This window comes from Frondihabitans australicus (assembly GCF_003634555.1).
GTDB classification, from domain to species: Bacteria; Actinomycetota; Actinomycetes; order Actinomycetales; family Microbacteriaceae; genus Frondihabitans; species Frondihabitans australicus.
Genome location: NZ_RBKS01000001.1, coordinates 3,367,196 through 3,389,875, shown reverse-complemented (window position 1 = coordinate 3,389,875; position 22,680 = coordinate 3,367,196). Strand labels below are relative to the sequence as shown.

At 69.6% G+C, this 22,680-nt stretch carries 21 protein-coding genes; 12 read left to right on the top strand and 9 right to left on the bottom strand.

Annotated elements, in window-relative coordinates; all coding sequences use genetic code 11:
- Positions 1-28 precede the first annotated feature (28 nt).
- The 5 genes from C8E83_RS16210 (at position 29) to C8E83_RS16190 (ending at position 5,224) form a co-directional block, all read left to right on the top strand.
- Complete coding sequence (locus tag C8E83_RS16210) at positions 29-1,450, top strand: tyrosine-protein kinase domain-containing protein (RefSeq protein WP_170159972.1); 1,422 nt, start codon at positions 29-31, stop codon at positions 1,448-1,450.
- Entirely contained in the window at positions 1,447-2,061 is a 615-nt protein-coding gene (locus C8E83_RS16205) for an arsenate reductase/protein-tyrosine-phosphatase family protein (RefSeq protein WP_121371081.1), read from the top strand. Before C8E83_RS16210 ends, C8E83_RS16205 begins: the two co-directional genes overlap by 4 nt.
- Positions 2,058-2,858 (top strand): glycosyltransferase family 2 protein, encoded by an 801-nt coding sequence (locus C8E83_RS16200; protein ID WP_121371079.1) that lies wholly within the window; start codon positions 2,058-2,060, stop codon positions 2,856-2,858. The genes C8E83_RS16205 and C8E83_RS16200 overlap by 4 nt, the downstream gene beginning before the upstream one ends.
- A 72-nt stretch (positions 2,859-2,930) precedes the next feature.
- A complete protein-coding gene (locus C8E83_RS16195) occupies positions 2,931-4,049 on the top strand; it encodes a UDP-N-acetylglucosamine 4,6-dehydratase family protein (protein ID WP_425454772.1) in 1,119 nt (372 codons plus the stop codon).
- A complete protein-coding gene (locus C8E83_RS16190) occupies positions 4,046-5,224 on the top strand; it encodes a glycosyltransferase (protein WP_121371075.1) in 1,179 nt (392 codons plus the stop codon). Before C8E83_RS16195 ends, C8E83_RS16190 begins: the two co-directional genes overlap by 4 nt.
- A gap of 54 nt (positions 5,225-5,278) precedes the next feature.
- Here C8E83_RS16190 and C8E83_RS16185 read toward each other — a convergent pair whose 3' ends face one another.
- The gene (locus tag C8E83_RS16185) at positions 5,279-7,468 is read right to left on the bottom strand and encodes an ATP-dependent Clp protease ATP-binding subunit (RefSeq protein WP_121371073.1); all 2,190 of its coding nucleotides are present in this window, start codon (positions 7,466-7,468) and stop codon (positions 5,279-5,281) included.
- 121 nt (positions 7,469-7,589) lie between these two features.
- Here C8E83_RS16185 and C8E83_RS16180 point away from each other — a divergent pair, with 121 nt between their 5' ends.
- The 3 genes from C8E83_RS16180 (at position 7,590) to C8E83_RS16170 (ending at position 11,666) form a co-directional block, all read left to right on the top strand.
- Positions 7,590-9,209, top strand: a complete 1,620-nt coding sequence (locus tag C8E83_RS16180; protein WP_170159971.1) for an Ig-like domain-containing protein — start codon at positions 7,590-7,592, stop codon at positions 9,207-9,209.
- A 139-nt stretch (positions 9,210-9,348) separates the two neighbouring features.
- Positions 9,349-11,178, top strand: coding sequence for an Ig-like domain-containing protein (locus C8E83_RS16175; protein WP_147430211.1), 1,830 nt, complete (start codon positions 9,349-9,351; stop codon positions 11,176-11,178).
- Positions 11,179-11,246: 68 nt separating this feature from the next.
- Positions 11,247-11,666 (top strand): pilus assembly protein CpaE, encoded by a 420-nt coding sequence (locus C8E83_RS16170; protein ID WP_121371068.1) that lies wholly within the window; start codon positions 11,247-11,249, stop codon positions 11,664-11,666.
- Here C8E83_RS16170 and C8E83_RS16165 read toward each other — a convergent pair.
- From C8E83_RS16165 to C8E83_RS16155, 3 genes are all read right to left on the bottom strand, one after another.
- Positions 11,623-12,777, bottom strand: coding sequence for a class I SAM-dependent methyltransferase (locus tag C8E83_RS16165; protein ID WP_121371066.1), 1,155 nt, complete (start codon positions 12,775-12,777; stop codon positions 11,623-11,625). The two genes, C8E83_RS16170 and C8E83_RS16165, sit on opposite strands and share 44 nt — an antisense overlap.
- Positions 12,778-12,800: 23 nt before the next feature.
- Positions 12,801-13,214, bottom strand: coding sequence for a hypothetical protein (locus C8E83_RS16160; RefSeq protein ID WP_121371064.1), 414 nt, complete (start codon positions 13,212-13,214; stop codon positions 12,801-12,803).
- A 76-nt stretch (positions 13,215-13,290) separates the two neighbouring features.
- Positions 13,291-13,521 carry a helix-turn-helix domain-containing protein gene (locus C8E83_RS16155; RefSeq protein ID WP_121371959.1) on the bottom strand — a complete coding sequence of 77 codons (231 nt, stop codon included), beginning with the start codon at positions 13,519-13,521 and terminating at the stop codon, positions 13,291-13,293.
- Between the two features lie 131 nt (positions 13,522-13,652).
- On the opposite strand from C8E83_RS16155, the gene C8E83_RS16150 reads away from it, so the two are divergent.
- A complete protein-coding gene (locus C8E83_RS16150) occupies positions 13,653-14,309 on the top strand; it encodes a GntR family transcriptional regulator (RefSeq protein ID WP_121371063.1) in 657 nt (218 codons plus the stop codon).
- A gap of 19 nt (positions 14,310-14,328) precedes the next feature.
- Here the strand turns inward: C8E83_RS16150 and C8E83_RS16145 are convergent, their stop codons facing one another.
- The 5 genes from C8E83_RS16145 to dnaK all read right to left on the bottom strand — a co-directional run bounded on the left by C8E83_RS16145 (position 14,329) and on the right by dnaK (position 19,113).
- On the bottom strand, positions 14,329-15,084 hold the full coding sequence (locus tag C8E83_RS16145; RefSeq protein ID WP_245981747.1) for an aminoglycoside 3'-phosphotransferase: 756 nt from the start codon (positions 15,082-15,084) through the stop codon (positions 14,329-14,331).
- A complete protein-coding gene (locus C8E83_RS16140; protein ID WP_121371061.1) occupies positions 15,081-15,491 on the bottom strand; it encodes a heat shock protein transcriptional repressor HspR in 411 nt (136 codons plus the stop codon). Before C8E83_RS16140 ends, C8E83_RS16145 begins: the two co-directional genes overlap by 4 nt.
- A gap of 27 nt (positions 15,492-15,518) precedes the next feature.
- Positions 15,519-16,496, bottom strand: coding sequence for a DnaJ C-terminal domain-containing protein (locus C8E83_RS16135; RefSeq protein ID WP_121371059.1), 978 nt, complete (start codon positions 16,494-16,496; stop codon positions 15,519-15,521).
- 112 nt (positions 16,497-16,608) lie between these two features.
- A complete protein-coding gene (locus tag C8E83_RS16130; protein WP_121371057.1) occupies positions 16,609-17,250 on the bottom strand; it encodes a nucleotide exchange factor GrpE in 642 nt (213 codons plus the stop codon).
- A 3-nt stretch (positions 17,251-17,253) separates the two neighbouring features.
- A complete protein-coding gene (dnaK, locus tag C8E83_RS16125; RefSeq protein WP_121371055.1) occupies positions 17,254-19,113 on the bottom strand; it encodes a molecular chaperone DnaK in 1,860 nt (619 codons plus the stop codon).
- A gap of 520 nt (positions 19,114-19,633) precedes the next feature.
- Between dnaK and C8E83_RS16120 the strand changes: the two genes are divergently transcribed.
- Genes C8E83_RS16120 through C8E83_RS16110 form a run of 3 tightly spaced genes read left to right on the top strand, consistent with a single transcriptional unit; the run spans position 19,634 to position 22,664 of the window.
- Positions 19,634-20,332 carry a response regulator transcription factor gene (locus tag C8E83_RS16120; protein ID WP_121371053.1) on the top strand — a complete coding sequence of 233 codons (699 nt, stop codon included), beginning with the start codon at positions 19,634-19,636 and terminating at the stop codon, positions 20,330-20,332.
- Positions 20,332-21,606: an ATP-binding protein gene (locus C8E83_RS16115; RefSeq protein WP_121371051.1), complete on the top strand. Its 1,275-nt coding sequence runs from the start codon at positions 20,332-20,334 to the stop codon at positions 21,604-21,606. Before C8E83_RS16120 ends, C8E83_RS16115 begins: the two co-directional genes overlap by 1 nt.
- Positions 21,603-22,664 (top strand): hypothetical protein, encoded by a 1,062-nt coding sequence (locus C8E83_RS16110; protein ID WP_121371049.1) that lies wholly within the window; start codon positions 21,603-21,605, stop codon positions 22,662-22,664. Before C8E83_RS16115 ends, C8E83_RS16110 begins: the two co-directional genes overlap by 4 nt.
- Positions 22,665-22,680 lie beyond the last annotated feature (16 nt).

The window sequence follows — 22,680 nt, the reverse complement described above, 5'->3', positions numbered from 1 at the left end:
CGGGCCCTCTCGACCGCAGGGACACCCCATGGACATCGCACGATTGCTCCGGCTCCTCCGAGGCGGCTGGGTCGTCCTCGCGCTCGGCGTAGCCGCGGGACTCGGTGCCGGCTACGGCATGACGTCGCTCGCAGCCCCTCAGTACACGGCCACAGCCGAGCTCTACGTCACAGTCGGCGGCGGCAATACAGCGATCGACCTCCTCCAGGGCGGCAGCGCAGCCGAGCAGAAGGTGCAGTCGTACGTGAGCGTCGCGACGAGCACGCGAGTTCTCCAGCCGGTCATCGACGAGCTCCACCTGAAGACCACTCCCGCCGATCTCGCGTCGCGTGTCACCGCCTCGACCCCGGTTCAGACGGTCCTCATCGACATCCGCGTGGAGGATCTCGATCCGGTCCTGAGCGCTCAGATCGCGAACGCCATCTCGAAGCAGCTCGCAGCCGTCGTGACTCAGCAGCTCGAGCCGTCGAGCGGAGCGGCGTCGACGCCCGTCGGCCTGAGCGTCGTCACGCCGGCCACGACGCCCACGGCGCCGACGTCGCCCCGCCCGCTTCTGAACATCGGCGCGGGCGGCATGGTCGGGCTCATGCTCGGGGTGGGCGTCCTCGCTCTGCGCTCGGCGATCGACACAAAGCTGCGCGATCGAGATGACGTCGCCTCCGCCGCGAAGTCCCCGATTCTCGGCGAGATGGCATTCGACAGGTCCGCCGTCACGAAACCCCTCGTCATCCAGACGGATCCGAGGTCGCCGCGCGCCGAGGCTTTCCGACGCCTCCGCACGAACCTCCAGTTCCTCGACATCGGCAGCGAATCGCGCAGCTTCGTCGTCACGTCCGCCCTTCCGCGAGAGGGCAAGAGCACGACGGCGACCAACCTCGCGATCACGCTCGCGGAATCGGGCGCCCGCGTCGCGCTCGTCGACGCCGACCTCCGCCGGCCGCGGGTTGCGACGCTCATGGGCATCGAGGGCGGCGCGGGCCTCACCGACGTCCTCGCCGGTCGCGCCGAGCTCGTCGACGTCCTCCAGCCCTGGGGCCTCGGGAGCCTGTCCGTTCTTCCCGCCGGGCAGATCCCGCCGAATCCCACCGAGCTGCTCGGCTCGCCGAGCATGGCGCTCGTCCTGCGCGAGCTGAGCGAGTCGTTCGAATTCGTGATCCTGGACGCCCCGCCTCTCCTGCCCGTCACCGACGCGGCCATCCTGGCGAATGCAACCAACGGCGCCCTCCTCGTCACCGCCATGAACCGCACCACGCACAGGCAGCTGTCCTCGGCCGTGGCGACGCTCGACGCCGCCGGGGCGCCTCGACTCGGCCTGATCCTCACCATGACCAAGGCGAAGAAGCTCGACGCCTACGCGTACGCCTACAGCCCTGAGACGCTTGAGATGTCGGCTGTCGCCGCGCCGGCCGAGAAGCGAGTGCCCCGCCGCGCGAAGGCCGACGGCCGATGACCACGGGCAGGCCGGCCGGCGTCCTTTTCGTCTGCACCGGCAACCTGTGCCGATCTCCCCTTGCCGAAGCCTCGAGTCGAGCCCGAGGCGACACCCGAGGCGTCCTGACCTTCGCCAGCGCGGGCACACGGGCCGACGACGGCCACCCCGCCGCAGCGCAGTCGGAGGCAGCGGCGCGGCGAATCGGCCTCTCGCTCGCCGGCCACGCCACACGCCGTCTGACGAACAGGTCGGCCGCAGCGGCCGACCTGGTCCTCACGATGTCGTTCGACCAGCGGCGCCAGGTCGTTCAGCTGGCACCGGCCGCGACCCGACGCACCTTCACTCTCCCGGAGTTCGCCCGCCTCATCCGGTTCTCGACATCCGCGGGCGTGCCCGTGGCCGACTCGGTGCAGGCCCTCGTCTCCGTGACGAGCTCTCTCCGCGGGCTGGTGCCGGCGCTGCCCGATCCGGAGAGCGACGAGGTGCCCGATCCCTTCGGTCGCAGCGATGCCGCCTTCGACCAGGCCATCGACAGGATCGAGAGCGCCCTCGCCGTCACGATCCCGGCCCTGGTGTCCGCTGCCCGAGCCCGTCCGCGAATCCCCCTCAGCGAAAGCCGAGCCTCATGACCCGTCCCGAAGTCTCCGTGATCATCCCGACCGTTCGAGCCGACAGTCATTTCGTCGACGCACTCGACTCCGTCCTCTCACAGAACGACATCGACCTCGAGGTGGTCGTGGTGCTCGACGGCGTCGACGTCCGCGACACCCCCCTGCCGGACGATCCACGAATCCTCGTCGTCGAACTGCCCGAGCGCCGAGGCACGGCCACCGCGCTCAACGCGGGCATCGAAGCCGCTTCGGCGGAATTCATCGCGCGGCTCGATGCCGACGACCTCGCCCGCGCGGGGCGCCTCCATGTCCAGGCCGACCGGCTGGCGTCCTCCCCGGCGACGGTCTGCGTGGCCTCCGCGGTCGACATCATCGACGGCCAGGGCAGACATCTCGGCGTCCTGGCAGCCCACCGGGGCGATGTCTCGTCGGCGCTCCTGCGGCGCAACGTCCTCACCCACTCGTCGACCATGTACCGTCGGTCGGCCGTTCGCGCCGTGGGCGGCTACGACCCGTCGTGTGTGCGAATGCAGGACTACGACCTCTGGCTCCGCCTGGCCCGTGAGGGGCGCGTCGAAGTCCTTACCCAACCGCTCACGGCCTACCGCGTCCACCCGGGCCAGCACAGCCGCCGAACGCCGCCGTGGGGCAGTTCGACCCGAACGATCCTGCGGTCGCGCCGCCGTCTGGCTGCGCACCTGGGTCGATCGGGGCTTGCACAGCGCCTCGACGACGCCCTGTGGTTGTCGGCACAGCTCGTCCGTCACCTCGGGCTCCGCAGGCCGCACTACCTCCGCGGCACGAAGTCACGTTGACCCCTTCCGATCCGACATCGCCCGGCATACACTAGACATATTCCACATTTCATACTTTCAGCAGGAGCCCCCGTGACGACCCTCGATGCAGCCTCCAACCGGTCCGGCCACCTTCCCGGCGCGCCCCTCGCGCCGTCGATCCACCTCTCGGCCGACGACATCGACTTCCACGAGATCACGGGTCGATCGATCGGCGGGACGGACGTCGAGTCGGCGGCGACGTTCCTGACCGGTCGCCGGGTGCTGGTCACGGGCGCCGGCGGTTCCATCGGAAGTGAGCTCTGTCGGCAGATCGCGCGTTTCCGCCCGAGTGAGCTGATCATGCTCGATCGCGACGAGACGGGCCTGCAGCAGACACAGGTGTCGCTCTCCGGCCACGGGCTGCTCGATTCCCCCCACCTCCTCCTCGCCGACATCCGCGACGGCGACGCGCTCACCGACACGTTCGTCGACAGAAAACCCGACGTCGTGTTTCACGCCGCCGCGCTCAAGCATCTTCCGCTCCTCGAGCGCTATCCCGACGAGGCGTGGAAGACCAACGTGCTCGGCACACTCAATGTCCTCCGTGCGTCGCGCGCCGCCGGCGCCGAGAGATTCGTCAACATCTCCACCGACAAGGCGGCCAACCCGACCAGCACGCTCGGCTCGAGCAAGCATCTCGCCGAGCGCCTGACCGCGGCCTTCGCCGGCGACCAGGGCGAGCGATACGCCTCCGTCCGCTTCGGCAACGTCTTCGCCAGCCGGGGCAGCCTTGTCCCGCTGCTCGTCGACCTCATCAATGCGGGCAAGCCCGTGACCGTGACGCACCCCGACGCCACGCGCTACTTCATGTCCATCCCCGAGGCGAGCCAGCTCGTCATCCACGCCGGCGCCATCGCCGAACCGGGCGAGATCCTCGTCCTCGACATGGGGCAGCCCGTTCGCATCCTCGACGTCGTCAATCGCGTCATCGAGCAGACGGGTCGGCCGACGGAGATCATCTTCACCGGGCTGCGTCCCGGCGAGAAGATCCACGAGGAGCTCATCGGCGCCGGCGAGATCGTGCACCGCTCGAAGCATCCCAAGATCTCGCACACTCGTGTCGAACCGCTCGCCCCCGAAGACCTCGACCGCCGCCTGCTCCTCGGCTACGTCCCGCGCGGCTCGAGCGCCGGCTGTGTGCGCGGTGACGCGCAGCCACTGTCAGCATGAGCGGCCGCGCGCGGCAAGCTCGACGGGGAGTCCTAGTCGTCAAGACCATCGACCTCAGCATCGACATGATGCTGCGCGGGCAGCTCAGGTATCTCCACGAGCACGGCATCTCGCCCCTGGCGATCGCCGCGGCCGACACGGGCAGGCTGCAGTCGGTGGCCGCGCGCGAGGGCATCCGATCCTTCGCGCTGCCCTTCCGCCGCAAGCCCTCCCCGCTGAGCGACCTGATCGGCTTCGTCCGTCTCCTCGCGCTCCTGGCAGCGCTGCGCCCCGCCGTCGTCGTCTACGGCACACCGAAGGCCTCCCTCCTGACCGCCCTGGCGGGGGTCATGACGAAGACGCCCGTTCGGATCCACCTCCTGCGCGGCATGCGTCTCGACACAGCGACGGGTCTTCTCCGACGCGTCCTGCTCGTCACAGAGGCGCTGACACTTCGACTCTCGACGCGCACTATCGCGGTCGGGCACTCGCTCGTGCGTCGCTGCCGCGAGCTGGGCCTCGACACGACGCACATGACCGTGGTGGGGTCGGGGTCGGTCGGGGGAGTCGACCTCGCGAGGTTCGGGCCTGCCGATCCTGCGACACGACGCGCGTGCCGCGAGCACCACAAGCTCGGGCCCGAGACCGTCGTGGTGGGCTTCGTCGGGCGACTCACGGCCGACAAGGGCGTCGATGCCCTCCTCGGCGCGGTGAAGCGGCTTCGCGACGGTGGCCGCGACGTCGTCGTGGCCCTCGTCGGGCCCGACGACGGAGTGGCCGGGCTCACTCCCGCCACGCGTGCCGACCTGGGTGAGGGATGGGTTCTCCGACTGGGCGAACTCGACGATCCGTCGGAGGCCTTCACGCTATTCGACATCTTCTGCCTGCCGTCACGCCGCGAGGGTCTCCCGACCGTCGTGCTCGAAGCCTGGGCGGCGGAGGTCCCCGTCGTCACGAGCGACGTCGCGGCGTTCGACGCCCTCATCGACGACGGCGTCACGGGTGTCCGAGCGCGGGTCGACGACGAGGCGGATCTCGCGCGAGCGCTCGAGGCGGCTCGCCGCGATCGCGACGCCCTAGTCAGCGCGGCCCGCGATCACGTCCGTCGCGAGTTCGATCACCGCGTGGTGTGGGAGAACCACCGGCGCGAGTATGCCGCAGCCCTCCGCGAGGCCACGGGTGCGCCGGTGGCGTGACGTTCAAGCACACCCGTCGGCGTCCCGCCTCGACGACGACCGCCGGCCGGCTCGCTACGACTCGAGCTCGTCGACGTCGAGGGGTTCATCGCTCAGGTCGGACTTCGTCACGACGAGGGCCTCGCCGCCGGGCGCCACGTCGACGAGCACGGTATCACCGTCCGTGATCGAGCCGTCGAGCAGAGCCCGCGCCAGGTTGTCGTCGATCTGACGCTGCATCAGACGACGCAGGGGTCGCGCGCCGTAGATCGGGTCGTAGCCCCGTTCTCCGAGCCACGCTCGGGCGTCGGGCGTGACGGCGAGCTCGAGGCGGCGGTCGGCGAGGCGCCGCGCGAGCCGGTCGACGTAGAGCGACACGATCTGACCGAGGTCGTCCTGCGACAGCGAGTCGAACATCACGATGTCGTCGAGTCGGTTGATGAACTCAGGCTTGAACGCCTGCCGCACCATCGCGTCGACGGCTTCTTCCTTCTGCGCTCGCGTGAGGGTCTGGTCGGTCAGGAACTGGCTTCCGAGATTCGACGTGAGGATCAGGATCGTGTTGCGGAAGTCGACCGTGCGACCCTGGCCGTCCGTCAGTCGCCCGTCGTCGAGCACCTGGAGCAGGATGTCGAAGACCTCCGGGTGAGCCTTCTCGACCTCGTCCATCAGCACGACGCTGTACGGCCGCCGCCGCACCGCCTCGGTGAGCTGCCCGCCGGCCTCGTAGCCGACGTAGCCGGGAGGGGCGCCGACGAGTCGGGCGACGGAGTGCTTCTCGCCGTACTCCGACATGTCGATGCGGATCATCGCCTTCTCGTCGTCGAAGAGGAACGCCGCCAGCGCCTTCGCCAGCTCGGTCTTGCCGACGCCGGTGGGGCCCAGGAAGAGGAACGAGCCGGTGGGGCGGTCAGGATCGGAAATGCCTGCGCGGGTGCGCCGAACGGCCTCGCTGACGGCCGTGACCGCCTCGCGCTGGCCGATGATGCGCTGGCCGAGCTCGGTCTCGAGATGGAGCAGCTTCTCGGTCTCGCCGGCCATGAGCCGACCGACCGGGATCCCCGTCCACGACGCGACGACCTCGGCGATGTCGCTGTCGGTGACCTGGTCGTTGACGAGACGGTCGCCCGACTCCTCGATGCGCTCCGCCTCGGCCAGGCTCTTCTCGATCTCGGGGATCGTCTCGTAGTTGATCTTCGAGGCGTCCTGGTAGCGCCCCTCGCGCATGGCGCGGTCGAGGTCGATGCGCGCGTCGTTGAGCTTGCCCTTGAGCTCGCCGACGCCCTGCAGCGCCGATTTCTCGGCCTGCCAGCGGCGGTTGAGATCGGCGTACTCCTGCTGGCGGAGGGTCATCTCCTCGCGCAGCGCAGCCAGGCGGGCCTCGGACGCGGGATCCTTCTCCTTCTTCAGTGCGAGTTCCTCGACCTGCATTCGCGCGAGCGACCGATAGAGCTCGTCGAGTTCGACGGGCGAGGAGTCGATTTCCATCTTGAGGCGAGAACCGGCCTCGTCGATGAGGTCGATCGCCTTGTCGGGAAGCTGTCGGGCCGTGATGTAGCGGTTGCTGAGAGCGGCTGCGGCGACGAGGGCGCTGTCGGCGATGGTGATGCCGTGGTGGGCCTCGTAGCGCTCCTTCAGGCCGCGGAGGATCGCGATGGTGTCCTCGACGCTGGGCTCGCCGACGTAGACCTGCTGGAATCGGCGCTCGAGCGCGGCGTCCTTCTCGATGAACTGGCGGTACTCGTCGAGAGTCGTCGCCCCGATGAGGCGGAGCTCGCCCCGGGCGAGCATGGGCTTGAGCATGTTGGCTGCTGCGACCGAGCCTTCACCGCCTCCTGCGCCCATGAGGGTGTGGAGTTCGTCGATGAACGTGATGACCTGACCGTCGGAGTCGGTGATCTCCTTCAGAACGGCCTTGAGACGCTCTTCGAACTGACCGCGATACATGGCGCCGGCGACGAGGGCCGAGATGTCGAGCGATATGAGGCGCTTGCCCTTGAGCGAGTCGGCGACATCGCCGGCGACGATGCGCTGGGCCAGCCCTTCGACCACGGCGGTCTTGCCGACGCCGGGCTCGCCGATGAGCACGGGGTTGTTCTTCGTGCGACGGGTGAGCACCTGGCTGACGCGCCGGATCTCGGAGTCCCGCCCGATCACCGGATCGAGCTTGCCGCTGGAGGCGATCGCCGTGAGGTCGATGCCGTACTGCTCGAGGGCGCTCTTCTGCTTCTCGTCGGAGGCGGGTGCGCCCTGCATGTTCGCCATGGTGGCCCTTTCGCGAAACTTGAGTTGATCTGACTCAAGTTTAGCGTCTGATTTCGGCGGACACTAGACCGAACTGTCGGTATGGTCAGAATGTTACGTATTAATGAAGAAGGAGAGATCGATGAGATCGATTCGACCATGGGCGAAGATCGCGGCGGCCGCCGGAATCGCGGCGTTGATCCTGGGCGGGGCCAGCGCCGCCCACGCGGCCGACGGAGGCCGCATGCAGGGGCCGTTCAACCTGCTGTACACATATACTGCGACCGGAAGCACCGCGTTGTCGTTCAAGAGCGCAGGATCGGGCAAACCACTGGCCAACGTCAGCGTGACGCCCGGCGCGACGACACCGGCTATTCCGGGCGAACAGTTCACGTTTCCCGCCGTGGGGACAACGGGTCCGATCAGCCCCGCCAGCGATCCGAGCCTCTGCTTCACCGCCGCGGGCGGCAGCCCGATCGTGAACAATACATCGCTCCAACCGTGCGGTTCGTTCGACGCCGCGACCGCGACCCAGACGTTCGTCGTCAATTCGCAGGGCTACATCAATCTCGTCGGTGCGGGAGGTTGGGTCATCGCCTACGACTCGTCTGCGATCGTCGGGCAGACGCTCGGGATCATCAACTCGAGCGCCTCACAGCTCGACCTCGCAAAGATGACGCCCGTCGTCGACGAGGATGCACCGACGGCGACCGTCTCGTTCGGTGCAGCGGTCACAGACCTCGCGACGATCAGCGGCACCGGCGCCGAAGGCGCGACGATCACCGTGTCGGTGAACGGCACCCCGATCGGATCACCCGTGGTCGTCTCGGGCGGATCCTGGTCGCTGCCGATCCCCGCGAGCATCGGCGCCGGGTCGCACACGTTCACCGTGACGCAGACGCTGAACGGCGCAGCCGCCGGCTCGACGACGGCGACGGCCGACTTCGGTGCCGCGGTCGACGCGACCGGCCCGACGGCCGAGTTCAGCGGCCCCTCCACCGCCGTGACGGGCACGGGAGCACCCGGCGCCACCGTGATCCTGAAGGAAGGCGGCGCGACGATCGGCACGGCCACGGTGGCCGCTAACGGCACCTGGTCGATCGAGGCCACCGGGCTGCAGGATGGCGCACACACCTTCACGGCCACCCAGACAGCGCGCGGCAACGTCGTCACCACCGACACCCTCACGGTGACCCGCAACGCCACTCGGGTGAACGTCACGCAGACGAACCTCTTCGACGGTTCGACGTTCCGGCCGGGCACCAACACGTTCACGGGCACCGGAACACCCGGGGCCACGATCACGCTCGCCGTCACGAACTTCGCGTCGGGCTCTGTGACGACCACGGTCAAGGCCGATGGCACGTGGTCCGTCGACCGCAACCTGGGCAGCGGCACGTACGTGTTCACGATCACGCAGGATGCCAAGGGGTCGAGCGACTCGATCTCGGACATCACGCTCCGCCCCGAGGGCTCCGGGGTGAAGCGGCCCTTCACGACGGTCACGCGAGACGGCGACACATATCGCATGGGCACCGTCACGTTCACCGGCACGGGCGACGGCACCAACACGGCGACAGTCACCCTGAAGGTGGTGAGCCCGTCAGGTCTCGCGTCCGTGACGGTTCCGGTCGATCCGGATGGGACGTGGACCCTCCGGCGAAGCATGGGGTCCGGCCCCTACACGGTCACATTCACGCAGACGGAGGGCGATGGATCGACCGAGGTGCTCGGCCCGTACACGCTGACTCCGTCGAGCTGAGAAGCGAGCACGGTGCGGCTAGCGCACACGTCGAGGGGCGTGGCAATTTTGCCGCGCCCCTTTGCTCGACTGGAATACTTCACTAGCATCTTCAACTCCAGTACAGACGACTTCGTCTACCGGAAGGAATGAGGAAGAGATGAGAATTCCACGCTGGATCGGAATCGGGCTCGCCATGCCCCTGGTCGTGGCCTGCAGCGCCCTTCATGCCCCCGCTGCAGAGGCTGCGACGGCCGATCACTCGCGGGCGCAGACGACGATCACGACGCTTCTGACGCAACAGATGAGCGACGGTGTCCGATCGACAACCGTCGCCGGCGACGGCTCCGTGCTCGGCAAGAGATACTCGAGCTGGGGCACGGCCGCCTCGAACGGCGCGATCTTCACAGCGCCGGCCCCAGGCGACACGGGCACCATTGCGACGGGAGGCCGCTGCCTCACGATTCGAACGGGGAGCGACTATTACTACCTCCAGGATTGCACCGGTGCGGCGTCGCAGTCGTTCATGGCCGTCGCCTGGGGGACGGGAGTGAAATACGTCGATTCTCGAGGCATGGAGGTCCAGTACTGGGGGCCGCCGAGTGGAACTGCGATCGCGCTCGGCGGCGCGGCGGCGGGCATCGTGTTCTCCACGTTCTCGGTCGACGGGTCGCGTGTCGACCCCGCGACGCGGACGGCCTCGATCACCGGCCACGGCGTCCCCGGCCAGGTGCTGGTGCTCGACGACGACGTGCAGGTGACCGTGGCGGCCGACAGCACGTGGACGGCGACAGTGCGAGGTCTGAACCTCGGTGTCAACCGCGTGCGCGTCGAGGCGTGGACCGGCGGCAACCTCCTCGGCACGCAGTACGCGAACGCCGACATCGACGTCACACCCCTCACCGCCGCCGCCACGTTCGGCACCCGGGTCACGGATCGTGCCACCGTCAGCGGTAGCGCCGAGACCGGCGCCACGGTCGTGGTGCGCGACGCCGGCGGTCACGAGCTGGGCCGGACGACGGCGAACGGCACCACGGGGCGATACAGCATCGCGATCGCGGCGCCGAACGCTCCCGGCACGGTCAGCGTGAGCGTGGCGCAGATCGTCGGCGGTGATGAGACTGCGCCGATCCTGCTCGGAATCGACTACGGCGACGAGCTCGACGTGACGAGTCCGATCAACGACCTGATCGTGTCCGGTGGCACCGTGGGCTTCACCGGGACGGGCGCGCACGACGCGCAGATCACGGTGCAGGAGCAGGGCAGGCCCGGCTTCCTGGGCGCCACGACGGTGCTTGCGAACGGCCGCTGGTCGATCGCCCCGTTCGCAGCCGACCGCAACGAGCACACCTACGTCGTCACGCAGACGGCCCCGGGCGCCAACGTCACGACGCAGACCATCCGCATCAACCCCGGAGCCGTGGCGCGCGCGGACGTCCGGCAGACGAACCTGTTCGACGGAAGCACGTTCAGAGTGGGCACCAACACGTTCACGGGCACGGGCACTCCCGGCGGCACCATCACGCTCGCCGTCACGAACTTCGCCTCCGGATCAGTGTCGACGACGGTCAAGACGGACGGCACCTGGTCCGTCGCGCGCAATCTCGGCAACGGCACGTACGTGATGTCGATCACGCAGTCGGCGCAGGGCTCGACCGATTCGATCACCGGCATCACCCTCACCCCCGCAGGGGCAGGTGTGAAGAAGGAGTTCACGACGACGACGCGTGACGGCGATCGCTATCGCGAGGGAATCGTCACGTTCACCGGCACGGGCGACGGGATCACCAACGGTCAGCAGCAGGCCACGGTCACCCTTCGGGTCGTGGTGCCGAACGGATTCGCCTCGGTGACGACACGGGTCGCGAGCGACGGCACGTGGAGCCTCACGCGCAACATGGGCTCGGGCCCCTACACGATCCAGTTCGTCCAGGTGGATTCGTCCGGTGCGACGACCACGATCGGCCCGTTCACGGTCAGGGCTCAGTGAGCCGGTGAACCGGCAGGGCGGTGGCCGCACCTGAGCGCGGCCGCCGCCCTCCCGGGCAGAATGGAGGGATGATCAGCGTCGCTCTCGCCCGTGACCTCCGCGAAGCCGGCCTCAGGTGGCATCCCGTGCCCGGCGACCGCTTCACCATCGACGGCGACGAGTTCGGCGACGAGGTCTTCACGATCAGCGAGATGACGATCGAGGCTCACGACTACTCGGGCACCACGGTGCTCGGATTCAACGGGACGACGGAGTGGGCACTCGACTCGGTCGAGGCCGACGACTCGCTCTGGCTGCCGCGCGAGGACCAGATGCGCACGCTGCTCGGCCCGTCGTTCCGGTCGCTGACGCGCGTCGGCGACGGCTTCACGGTCGCTGCCCGCGACGGCGATCACACCGACGCCGACGCCGAGAACGCCTACGGGAAGGCGCTGCTCGCCTACATCACGGCGTCGCTGAGCCTCGACGAACCGACGCCGTCACCGTGAACTTCGGGTTGCGGCTGATCTGACGGGTCTCTCCCACCGTCTCCTCCAGCACGCTCCGGTGCCCGAGGTGCGAGTTGAACACCGTCCACAGCTCACCGCCGGGCCGCAGCACGCGCGCCGCCCCCTCGAAGAGCTTGCGAGCCACACCGGGTTCGACCGCTGCGTCGACGTGAAACGGCGGGTTGAGAAGCACCAGGTCGCAGGATCCGGCGGACACCGATGCGAACGCATCTTCTCGCAGCACCTCCACGCGCTCCGCCACTCCGTTCAGGCGCACGGTCTCGGCGGTGGAGCGGACCGCCGCGGCCGACTGATCCGACGCGATGATGCGCGCCGTCGGCCGAGACAGCGCCGCGACGGTGGCGAGCACCCCGGAACCGCAGCCGAGATCCGCCACGACGGCCGCGCCGGGCATGGCCTGCGGCAGGACGTCGAGGAGGGCCCGGGTGCCGATGTCGACCCTGGCTCCTGCGAAGGTCGCGCCGTAGGCCGCCACCGCGAGGGCGCCGCCCGGCACCTCGACGTCCGTGTGCCGCTCGATGCGGGGCCAGGTCGACTCGACCGGTGGGACGACCGGCTCCGACGCCGTGACGACCCGGGACTTCTGGCGGGCGAGGCCCGCGTAGACCACCTGGAAATGCTCGCGGAGGACGTCGTTCATCGCGAGCGTCATGTGCTTGATCCGGCCACCGGCGAAGACCGCGACCTCGGGGTGGGCGTGCCGCGCGACGAGGCCGGCGATCTCGTCCAGGGCCGACAGCGACCGCGGCAGCTGCAGGAGCACGACGCGTGCGCCCGCGACGAGCGACTCGTCGAGCGCATGGTGCGTGAAGACGGCGGACAGGTTCGACTCGGCGGCATTGAGGTCGAGTGCCCGTTCGCCGACGAGGGGATCCTGGTGCACCCTGATGCCCGTGGAACCGTGCAGCGCGGCCGCGCCCAGCGTCAACGCGCCGTAGTGGTCGCCGATGACGACGACCTCGCCCGGCTCGGCGGCGGCCAGCGACGTGGCCGCCTCGTCGAGGAGCAGGCGGTCGGTGGCGTCGACGGCCACGAGGTTCGGCGCCTCGAAGTCGGGGCGTCGGCGGAGCGTGTCGAAGTCGAAGGGCATCGACCCAGCGTAAGGGCGGGTGGTCAGTCGGCGATGCCGAGGTCGTGGCCGGTGCCGGTGAGGCGGAAGCGCGGGGCGTCCTCCTGCGGGGTGGCGTCGGCCTCGAGGTCGATGAAGAAGCCGGCGGCGCTCAGGGTCCGGCCGTGGATGCACGAGCCCGACATGGCCCACAGCTCACCGTCGTTGCGCGAGACGGCGCCCGAGAGCGTGCCCGCGACCTCGAGCAGGCCGCCCTCGTGGATCGAGACGGTCGCCTGGCACGAGCCGCTGAGGAGCACGTAGCCGCCCGGTTCGATGGTCAGTCGGTCGTCGACTCCGCCGCGGAGGTCGAGAGACCCGCCGTCGCAGACGAGGATGCCGTGCGGAGCCGTTCCGGTGAGAACGACCGGTTCGTCGATGGTCAGCGCCTGCGCCATCACACCAGTCAGCTTCTTCATACAGGGACTCTAGGAGTGCTCGTCGCGGCTTGTCGAGTACGCAGAGGCACCGACAGAACGGGGTACGCCCCATGTCTCAGGGGTGCAGGCCGGTGAGGAGGTCGGACGGGTCGACGCCCAGGCCGCGTGCGAGCTTGACCAGGGTCGTGACCGTCGGGTTACCGTCGCCGCGCTCGAGCTGATAGTAGTTGCCGAGCGCAACGCCGGCGCGGTCTGCCGCCTCTTTCGGGCTGAGGCCGACGCGCTCGCGATGCTCGCGGAGACGGAGCGCCATGGACGTGCGGATGGCCTGATCGCGTGGTCTCATGATCACGATATTACTAGGAATATTTTGTTCCGCGTTAGTACTTGACAGGTATTACATCAGTCTGAAAGTGTGATGGGAACATCGAGGGCCGTACAACCCCCGCCGCTATTCGCCGAGAGGATGAATGACCGATGCCCGTCCCACGACCCCAGATGCTCGCCCCGCGCCGGCTGCTGCGCGACCAGATCCGTGAAGAACTGCTCGAGGCGATTCTGAACGGCACGCTCGAGCCCGGCGAGCGACTCGTCGACGACGAGCTCGTCGAATGGCTCGGCTGCTCGCGCACGCCGATCCGCGAGGCCCTGAACGATCTCATGCACGCGGGGTTCATCGAGATCGAGCCGAACAAGTACACGAGGGTGGCCCAGCCCCGCGACGACGAGGCGTTCGAGGTGCTCCAGACGCTCGGTGTGCTGTACGGCGGCGCAGTCCGCCTGGCAGTCGGCAGGCTCGACGACACGGCACGCGACTCCATCGTGATGACGATCGACGCAGCCCGCGACGACCTCGCGAGCCACGACGCTCTCGGGCTCAACGCGCGAACCATCGCCCTCTTCGACCTGTTCGTCGACGCCTGCGGCAACTCGCAGCTGCAGCGCGTCTGCCGCGACATCACCGCCGGGCTGGCCTACCGCCTCCGGCTGCCGAACCTGTTCGACCTGCTCGACATGTCCTCGCTCGACGACGCCTATTCGAGGCTGCGTCAGGCGACGGTCGACGGCGACGCCATCGGCGCCGAGCTCGCCGCGGAGGCCCTGCACCGGCTTCCGGCGGGCGCACTCGTGTGAAAGGCGCGGGTGGCCCGGCCTACGTGCCGTTCCAGAGCGCCCGGTAGAAGTCCGTGCGCTCGACATCGGGAGCGATGCCGTATGCGTCGAGGAAGGCGCCGTCCCACCCCGGCCCGTAGTTCCACTCCAGGCTCATCGTCGCGACGGCGACGTCGGCCCAGCGGTCGGCCACGCCGAGCGCGTCGAGGTCGACGTGGCCCGACCACGTGCCGTCGTCGGCGAGGAGGGTGTTGGGCACGCAGGGGTCGCCGTGGCACACGACGAGACGATCGATCGGCGGCACCGGGGGCAGCGTCGGCTCCTGCGCCCTGGCCTTGTCGCTGGCCGCGAGGCGAGCCGACACCGACCAGTCGAAGGGGCAGTCGTCGACGGGCAGAGCGTCATGGAAGGCCCGGAGAGCTCGGCCGCAGGCCGTCACCGCGGTCGCAGGATCCGACTGCCACCTCGGCACGACCGCGCTCGTCCCGGCGAGGCCCTGCGTCACGAGCCAGCCGGCATCGTCGTCGCGGCCCGAGGCCAGCACACGCGGCACCGTGACGTAGTCGACGGCCCAGCGGAGGCGGGCTTCTTCGGCGACGAGGTTGAGCCCGCGGCCGTGAGGCGCCCACTTCGCGAAGCGACGTGTGGGGCCCTCGCCGAGCTGGAAGGTCAGGCCGCCGACCTCGTTGCGCCAGACCGGGGTGACCGTGTCGGCTCCTGCGAGCTCGGCCACACGGGGCGGAGTCTCGACGTCGCCGAGGCCCAGCAGCTGCGCCACCACCGGGCGCGGGCTCACCGGTTCGGGCGCCAGAGCACGACGGAGGTCTGCCGCTGCGGGCGAGTGCCGTGGCGCAGCGGGACGACGCCGCCCGACGACCCGGCCGCGAAGACGCGCGAGCCCGGGCGATTGAGGAGTTCGTCGGCTAGGGCCGACTCGAGCTCGCGGACGCGCGTGGTCAGCGCGGTGACGTGGTTCTCGAGCTCCAGGATCCGGCGGATTCCCTCGAGGCTCACGCCCTCGCCGCTGAGCCGTGCGATCTCGCGGAGCTGATTGACGTCGCGCATGGAGTAGCGGCGGCTCTTGCCGGCGGTGCGGGTGGGCACCACGAGCTCGAGTCGGTCGTACTGCCTGAGCGTCTGCGGGTGCATGCCCGCGAGCTCGGCCGCGACCGCGATCGCGAAGATCGGGGAGTTCTCGTCCACTGCCTGGCCTCCTTCACACGAGGGTAGCTACTGGCGCGCCCGATCGAGCAGATCGGCACGGGGGTTCTCGTCGGGCAGGGCGTCGCGCAAAGCCTCGACAGCCTCGCGGGCCTTGTCGCTGAGGTGCGACGGCACGGCCACCTGGACGGTGGCGAGCAGGTCGCCCTTGCCCTCCTTGGCGTCGACGCCGCGGCCCTTGACTCGCAGGACGCGGCCCGACGGGGTGCCGGGCGCCACGCGGAGGCGAACCGGGTCGCCGGCCAGCGTCGGCACCTCGATGGTCGCGCCCAGCGCGGCCTCGGCGAAGGTGACCGGCACGTCGAGGCGCAGGTTCAGGCCGTCGCGCTCGAAGACCGGGTGCGGGCGGACCGCCACGGTGAGCACGATGTCGCCGGCCTCGCCACCGTCGCGGCTGGGCTCGCCGCGACCGCGGAGACGGATCTTCTGGCCGTTCGTGACACCGGCGGGGATCCGCACCTTGATCGGCTTGCCCTGCGACTGGCTGAGCGTGATCGTCTCGCCGGTGACCGCCGTCTTGAAGTCGAGGGTCGTCGAGGCGACGATGTCGTTGCCCTTCGTCGGGCCGCCGTAGCCGCGGAAGCCGCCGGAGGTCTGGCCGAAGCCGCCGCCGCCGAACATGCCGCTGAAGATGTCCTCGAAACCGCCACGACGACCGCCTCCGCCGCCGCCCTGGCCGAACATGCCGCCGAAGACGTCCTCGAAGCCGCCGCCGCCCTGTGCGCCCGAGCCGGCCGTGAACCGGGCTCCGGAGCCCATCGCGCGGATCTGGTCGTACTCCTTGCGCTGCTCCGGGTCCGAGAGCACCGAGTGCGCCTCGCTGATCTCCTTGAACTTCGCCTCGGCCGCGGCGTCGCCGGGATTCGAGTCGGGGTGGTACTGGCGCGCGAGCTTGCGGTAGACCTTCTTCAGCTCGGCGGGCGTGACGTCTTTCGAGACGCCCAGAACGGCGTAGAAGTCCTTGTCGAACCAGTCCTGGCTTGCCAAGCGTCGCAGCCTTTCGTGTGGGGCACACGCGATTCGCGTGTGTGAAGAGTATGGGGGCGGCGGGCCCCGTCGAGGAGCCCGCCGCCGGTGGCGCCAGAGGCGCCGGGGGTTGCTACGCCGGGACCGAGACGGCGACCTTGGCAGCGCGCAGCACGCGCTCGCCGAGGACGTAGCCGGGCTCGATCACGTCGGCGACCGTGTTGACGGTCACCTCGGGGTTCGGCAGCTGCACGATCGCCTCGTGGAACTTCGGGTCGAACACGTCGCCCTTCGCCCCCACCTGAGTGAGGCCGAATCGGTCGAAGCCCGACCGGAGCTTCTGCGCGATGACCTGCATCGGCCCCTCGTCGAGGTCGCCGTGAGCCTCCGCTCGCGTGAGGTCGTCGAGGGCCGGCAGGATCGCGCGAATGACCTCGGCGATCACGACATCGCGATTGGCCTCCCGATCGCGCTCGACGCGCTTGCGGAAGTTCACCAGCTCGGCCTGGGCGCGCAGCATGTCCTGACGCATCTCGGCGACGAGGTCCGCCGAGGCCTGATCGAGGATCGCCTCGTCGTCGGCGCTGAGACCCTCGGTCTCGGGGAGCTCGACGTCGGGGCCCTCGGCGTCGATCAGCTCGGAGGCGTCGTCGACGTCGGCCGTGCCGCCGTCCTCCGACGGGGCCCCGGCCGACTGGGGCTGGGGCTCCGCCTGAGGGTCGACGCGGTCGTCGGGACCGGTGCTGCCGTCGGGGGTCGTGTTGTCGTCGCTCATCGACTACTTCTTGTCGTCGTCGTCGTCCACGACCTCGGCGTCGACGATGTCCTCGTCGTCGGCCGGAGCGTCGCCCGCGGGGGCGCCGTCGGTCGGGGCCTGCGGGTTCGCCTGCTCGGAGGCGTAGAGCGCCTGGCCGATCTTCTGCTGGCTCTCCGACAGCTTGTCGACGGCCGGCTTGACGGCCGAGTCGTCGTCGCCGGCGAGGGCGGACTTCAGGGCGTCGACGTCGGCCTGGACCTCGCTCTTCACGTCGGCGGGCAGCTTCTCGTCGTTCTCCTTCAGGAGCTTCTCGATCGAGTACACCATCTGCTCGCCGTTGTTGCGGATCTCGTTGGCCTCGCGGCGCGCCTTGTCTTCCGCGGCGTGCTCCTCCGCCTCGCGGACCATGCGGTCGATGTCGTCCTTCGAGAGCGACGAGCCGCCGGTGATGGTCATCGACTGCTCCTTGCCGGTGCCCTTGTCGCGGGCCGACACGTGCACGATGCCGTTGGCGTCGATGTCGAAGGTGACCTCGATCTGCGGGATGCCGCGCGGAGCCGGAGCGATGCCGGTCAGCTCGAACGTGCCGAGGTTCTTGTTGTCGCGGGTGAACTCGCGCTCGCCCTGGAAGACCTGGATCGCGACGGACGGCTGGTTGTCGTCGGCCGTCGTGAAGGTCTCGCTCCGCTTGGTCGGGATGGCGGTGTTGCGCTCGATGAGCTTGGTCATCGCGCCGCCCTTGGTCTCGATGCCGAGCGACAGCGGGGTGACGTCGATGAGGAGGACGTCCTTGCGCTCGCCCTTCAGCACGCCGGCCTGGAGCGCGGCGCCGACGGCCACGACCTCGTCGGGGTTGACGCCCTTGTTGGGCTCCTTGCCGCCGGTGAGCTGCTTGACGACCTCGGTGACCGCGGGCATGCGGGTCGAGCCGCCGACGAGCACGACGTGCGAGATGTCGGAGACCTTGACGCCGGCCTCGGCGATGACGTCGTTGAACGGCTTCTTGGTGCGGTCGAGGAGGTCGGAGGTCCACTGCTCGAACTGCGCGCGGGTGATCGTCTCGTCGAGGTTCAGCGGACCCTCGGCGGTCAGCGTGAGGTACGGGAGCTGGATGCTGGTCGACGTGGAGGACGACAGCTCTTTCTTCGCCTGCTCCGCGGCCTCCTTGAGGCGCTGCTTCGCGATCTTGTCGTTCGAGAGGTCGACGCCGTGGGCGTCCTTGAACTTCTTGACGAGGTGCTCGACGATGCGCTCGTCCCAGTCGTCGCCGCCGAGGCGGTTGTCGCCGGCGGTCGCGCGGACCTGGATGGTCGAGAAGTCGTCGTCCTTGCCCACCTCGAGGAGGGAGACGTCGAACGTGCCGCCACCGAGGTCGAAGACCAGGATGAGCTCGTCCTCCTTGCCCTTGTCGAGGCCGTAGGCGAGAGCGGCGGCGGTCGGCTCGTTGATGATGCGCAGGACGTTGAGGCCCGCGATCTCGCCGGCCTCCTTCGTGGCCTGGCGCTCCGAGTCGTTGAAGTAGGCGGGGACGGTGATGACCGCGTCGGTGACGTCTTCGCCGAGGTACTGCTCGGCGTCGCGCTTGAGCTTGCCGAGGATGCGCGCCGAGATCTCCTGCGGCGTGTACTTCTTGTCGTCGATGTCGACCTTCCAGTCGGTGCCGATGTGGCGCTTGACCGACGAGATGGTGCGGTCGACGTTCGTGACGGCCTGGCGCTTGGCGGTTTCGCCGACGAGCACCTCGCCGTCCTTCGTGAACGCGACGACCGACGGGGTGGTGCGCAGGCCCTCAGCGTTGGCGATGACCGTGGGCTCGCCGCCCTCGAGGACCGCGACCACCGAGTTGGTGGTACCGAGGTCGATTCCTACTGCACGTGCCATGTGGCTGTTCTCCTTTGTGCGTGTTGCCTGGGCTGATGAAAGCGTGAGGATCGGGGTTGAGCCCGATGCACTCAAGTTTACGCACACGTGTGGGGGAGTCAAGTCGGAAAGCCAAGAACTTGAGTCGAACGGGCTCAACTTCTGCTGAGAGGCATCGAGAGCGCCCGGGGACGAGAAGAAGGGGCAGGATCCGCGGATCCTGCCCCTTGCACTGATTCCCCCGGCCTGAAGGCGCCGGCTGGAGCTGCCGCGACTGGCGACGAGAGCAATCGTGGCCCCCCACCGATCGTGTCTCGTTCCCCCGCAGATGTCGCGGCAGCCCCTCTGCGCTGTCGTGTTCCGGCGCTCTCGATGTTCGGGCATCGAGGTCGGCCTCGACCAGGGGTCGCGTCCGACTCGAGAAAGTCTTCCAGCCTGTTCAGTTCGGCGGTAGGGACAGAAATGTTGGCACCCGAACGGGGGGTACGGTGGGGTCGGACGGTGAACCTGAGGCTTTTAGACTTTCGACTGGAGGAGATGCATGGGAGAGACCGCCGAGCTGCCCGTCCTGCGCGTGGCGCTGGTGGAGGATCACCAGATCGTCGCCGTCGGATTCGCCGAACTGCTGCGGGAGTACCCCGACATCAACGTGGTCACCGTGTCGTCGACCGTGACCGCACTCGATCTCGCCGCCACCCCCGTCGACCTGGTCGTCCTCGACCTCCGACTCGGCGACGGATCGAGCGCCACGGACAACATCCGCAGCCTCCTCGACGCCGGGGTCGACGTGCTCATCCTCACCGCGGCCGAGGACCCCAACCTCATCCGGGCCGCCGCCAAGGCGGGCGTGCTCGGCATCGTGCGCAAGTCGCAGCCCGTCGAGGAGCTCGTCGAGGCGATCCGCGACGCCGCGAGCGGTGCGACCGTGGCCGGTCTCGACTGGGCGGCGGCCATCGACGGCGACGCCGGCCTCGCCGACGCCGGCCTGAGCGCCCGCGAGCGCGAGATCCTCGCCCTCTACGCCTCGGGCGAGAAGGCCCAGTCGGTCGCCTACCTGACGAACCTGTCGAAATCGACGGTCGCGAACTACGTCTCCCGGATCCGGGCGAAGTACGCCAACGCCGGGCGCCCGGCCCACACCAAGGTCGACCTCCACCGTCGCGCGGCCGAGGACGGCCTGATCACCGAGGGCGGACAGCGGCTCGGCGACGGGATCCGGCGGGGGCCGGGGCGCGCCTGATGACGACCCTCGGCGTGCGGCGAGCCCTCGGGCGAGCGGACCGGCGGATCGGCGCCGAGACGGAGACCGCCGTGCGGCATGCGGACGAGGGCGGCGCGAGCGAGCGCATCCTGCGGGTCCTGTACCTCGCCGTCGGCATCGGCGGCCTGGTCTACTCGGCGGTCGGCCTCGGCAAGACGCTGACGCAGCTGCCGCTGCTCACGCCGTGGTTCGGCTGGGGCGGGTGGATCTTCACGTCGGGGTGTCCCCTGATCCTGGCGGCCCTGGCGCTCTGGGCGCCGCTGAGGGTGATGCGATGGATCGGCTCGATCTACGGGATCGTGTTCCTGCTGCTGCTCGTGCTGTGGCCGACGCAGCAGATCTCGGTCGGGCTGCCGCATCTCGACTCTCCATGGACGAACGACATCCTCACCGTGCCGGCCATCGCGGTCGCCATCAGCTGGCGGACGAGGCCGCTGTGGGTCTACGTGATCCTGTCGGCGGCGCTGTCGGGCTACGTGCGGGCGATGTCGGACCCCGCCGTCGGCGCACGGCTCGCGGCACTCGACGCCACGTACAACCTCCTCATGAACTGCACCTTCGCCGCGCTGGTCGTCGTGACGCGGCAGAGCGCCGCTCGACAGGACGCCGCGGCCGTCGCGGCGAGGCTCGAGACCTCGCGCGAGGCGGAGGCCTCGGCCCGGGTGCAGCAGCGCGTGCGCATCGACGCCCTCGTGCACGACCACGTGCTGTCGGCCCTCCTGATCGCCTCGCGGCCGGCGCCGGCATCGCGCGACGCCCTCCGGGCCCTGGCGGCCTCGACCCTCGACACCCTCCGCGACGAGAGCCCGCTCGGCGCCGAGCCGCTCACCGACGACGACTTCGTCAGCCGCCTGCGCTCGTCGGTCACGTCGCAGAGCGACGGCATCCGGTTCGTCACGCAGCTCGACGGAGCGGGCACCGTCCCGGCCGACATCGCGCAGGCCCTCCTCGAGGCGGCGGCCGAGGCCGTGCGGAACACGCTCCGGCACGCGAAGCCCCGCGACGGGGCCGCCGGCGTCCTGCGCACCGTGACCGTGAGCGCCGACCCGCAGGGCGTCGAGATCGGCGTGGCCGACGACGGGCAGGGCTTCAACAGCCGCCGCATCCCGCCCGAGCGGCTCGGCGTGCGCGTCAGCATCCTGAGCAGGATGGAGACCATCGACGGCGGCTTCGCGGCGATCGAGAGCTCCCGCGGGGTCGGCACGGCCGTCACGATCGGCTGGCGCGCGGGCGCGGAGAGGCCTGCGGCGTGAGCGGCGCGACGGGGGCGCCCTCCCCCGTGACCGTCGCCTCGACCCCGCCGTCGCAGGAGTCGTTCCTGCGCCTCACCGGCGTCGGGACGAACGTGCTCTTCGGCCTGTTCGCCGTGGTGCACATCGCGGCTGTGCTCGACAGCCTCGGCTACGACACCGTGCCAGCCCTCACCTTCGTCTCGCTCGCCTGCACCCTGGCGTCCGGATTCCTCCTCACGCGCACCGACGGCGACCGCCTGCCGACCCGTCTCACGATCCCGGTGGTGGTGCTCGCCGTCGTGAGCTCGTTCAACGTCTTCAACCTGCCGTCGTCGGGGCCGACCGGCTGGGCGACCTGGAACTTCGGCGCCGTCTCGTTCATCACCTTCATGCTCTCGATGCGCGGCCGCACGCTCTGGGCCTGGATCGGGTTCGGCCTCATGACCGCCGTCACCCTCGTCTGGTGCGCCGAGGTCGGCCGAGGCGTGCTCGAGGGCGTCAACTACGTGATCCGCTCGGCCGCACTCGTGCTCGTGGTCTCGCTCTTCGCGACCTTCCTCGCCCGGACCCGCGCCCGCGTGCGGCGCCTCCAGCTCGCCGAGATCGAGAGCGTGCGCGACGAGGCGTCCGCCTCAGCCGCACTCGAAGAGCAGAACGCCCGCCTCGAGCAGCTGCGCGCGCTCGCCACGCCTGCGCTCGAGAAGATCCTGTCGCAGGATGAGCTCACCGACGACGACCGGAGGTGGTTCCGCATCGTCGAGGCCTCCCTGCGAGACACCCTGCGGGCCGGGGGCCTCGTCTCGACGCCGGTCGCGGAGGCCGCGACGAGGGCCCGCCACCGCGGCGTCGACGTCTCCCTCCTCGATGACCGCGCCGGGGCCGAGGTGCCGGGCCACGTGCGCCACCGAATCGAGACCGCGCTGGTGGAGCAGCTCGACGCGGCCACGGGCGGGCGCGTCGTGGCGCGCCTGCTGCCAGATGGGCGCGAGACGGTCGCCACCGTGCTGGCCACCGACGGCGAGGAGACGCAGCGCGTGACGATCGCGGCGGACCCGGGGCTACCGCCCGTTCACCGCTGAGCGGTAGCGTCACGCC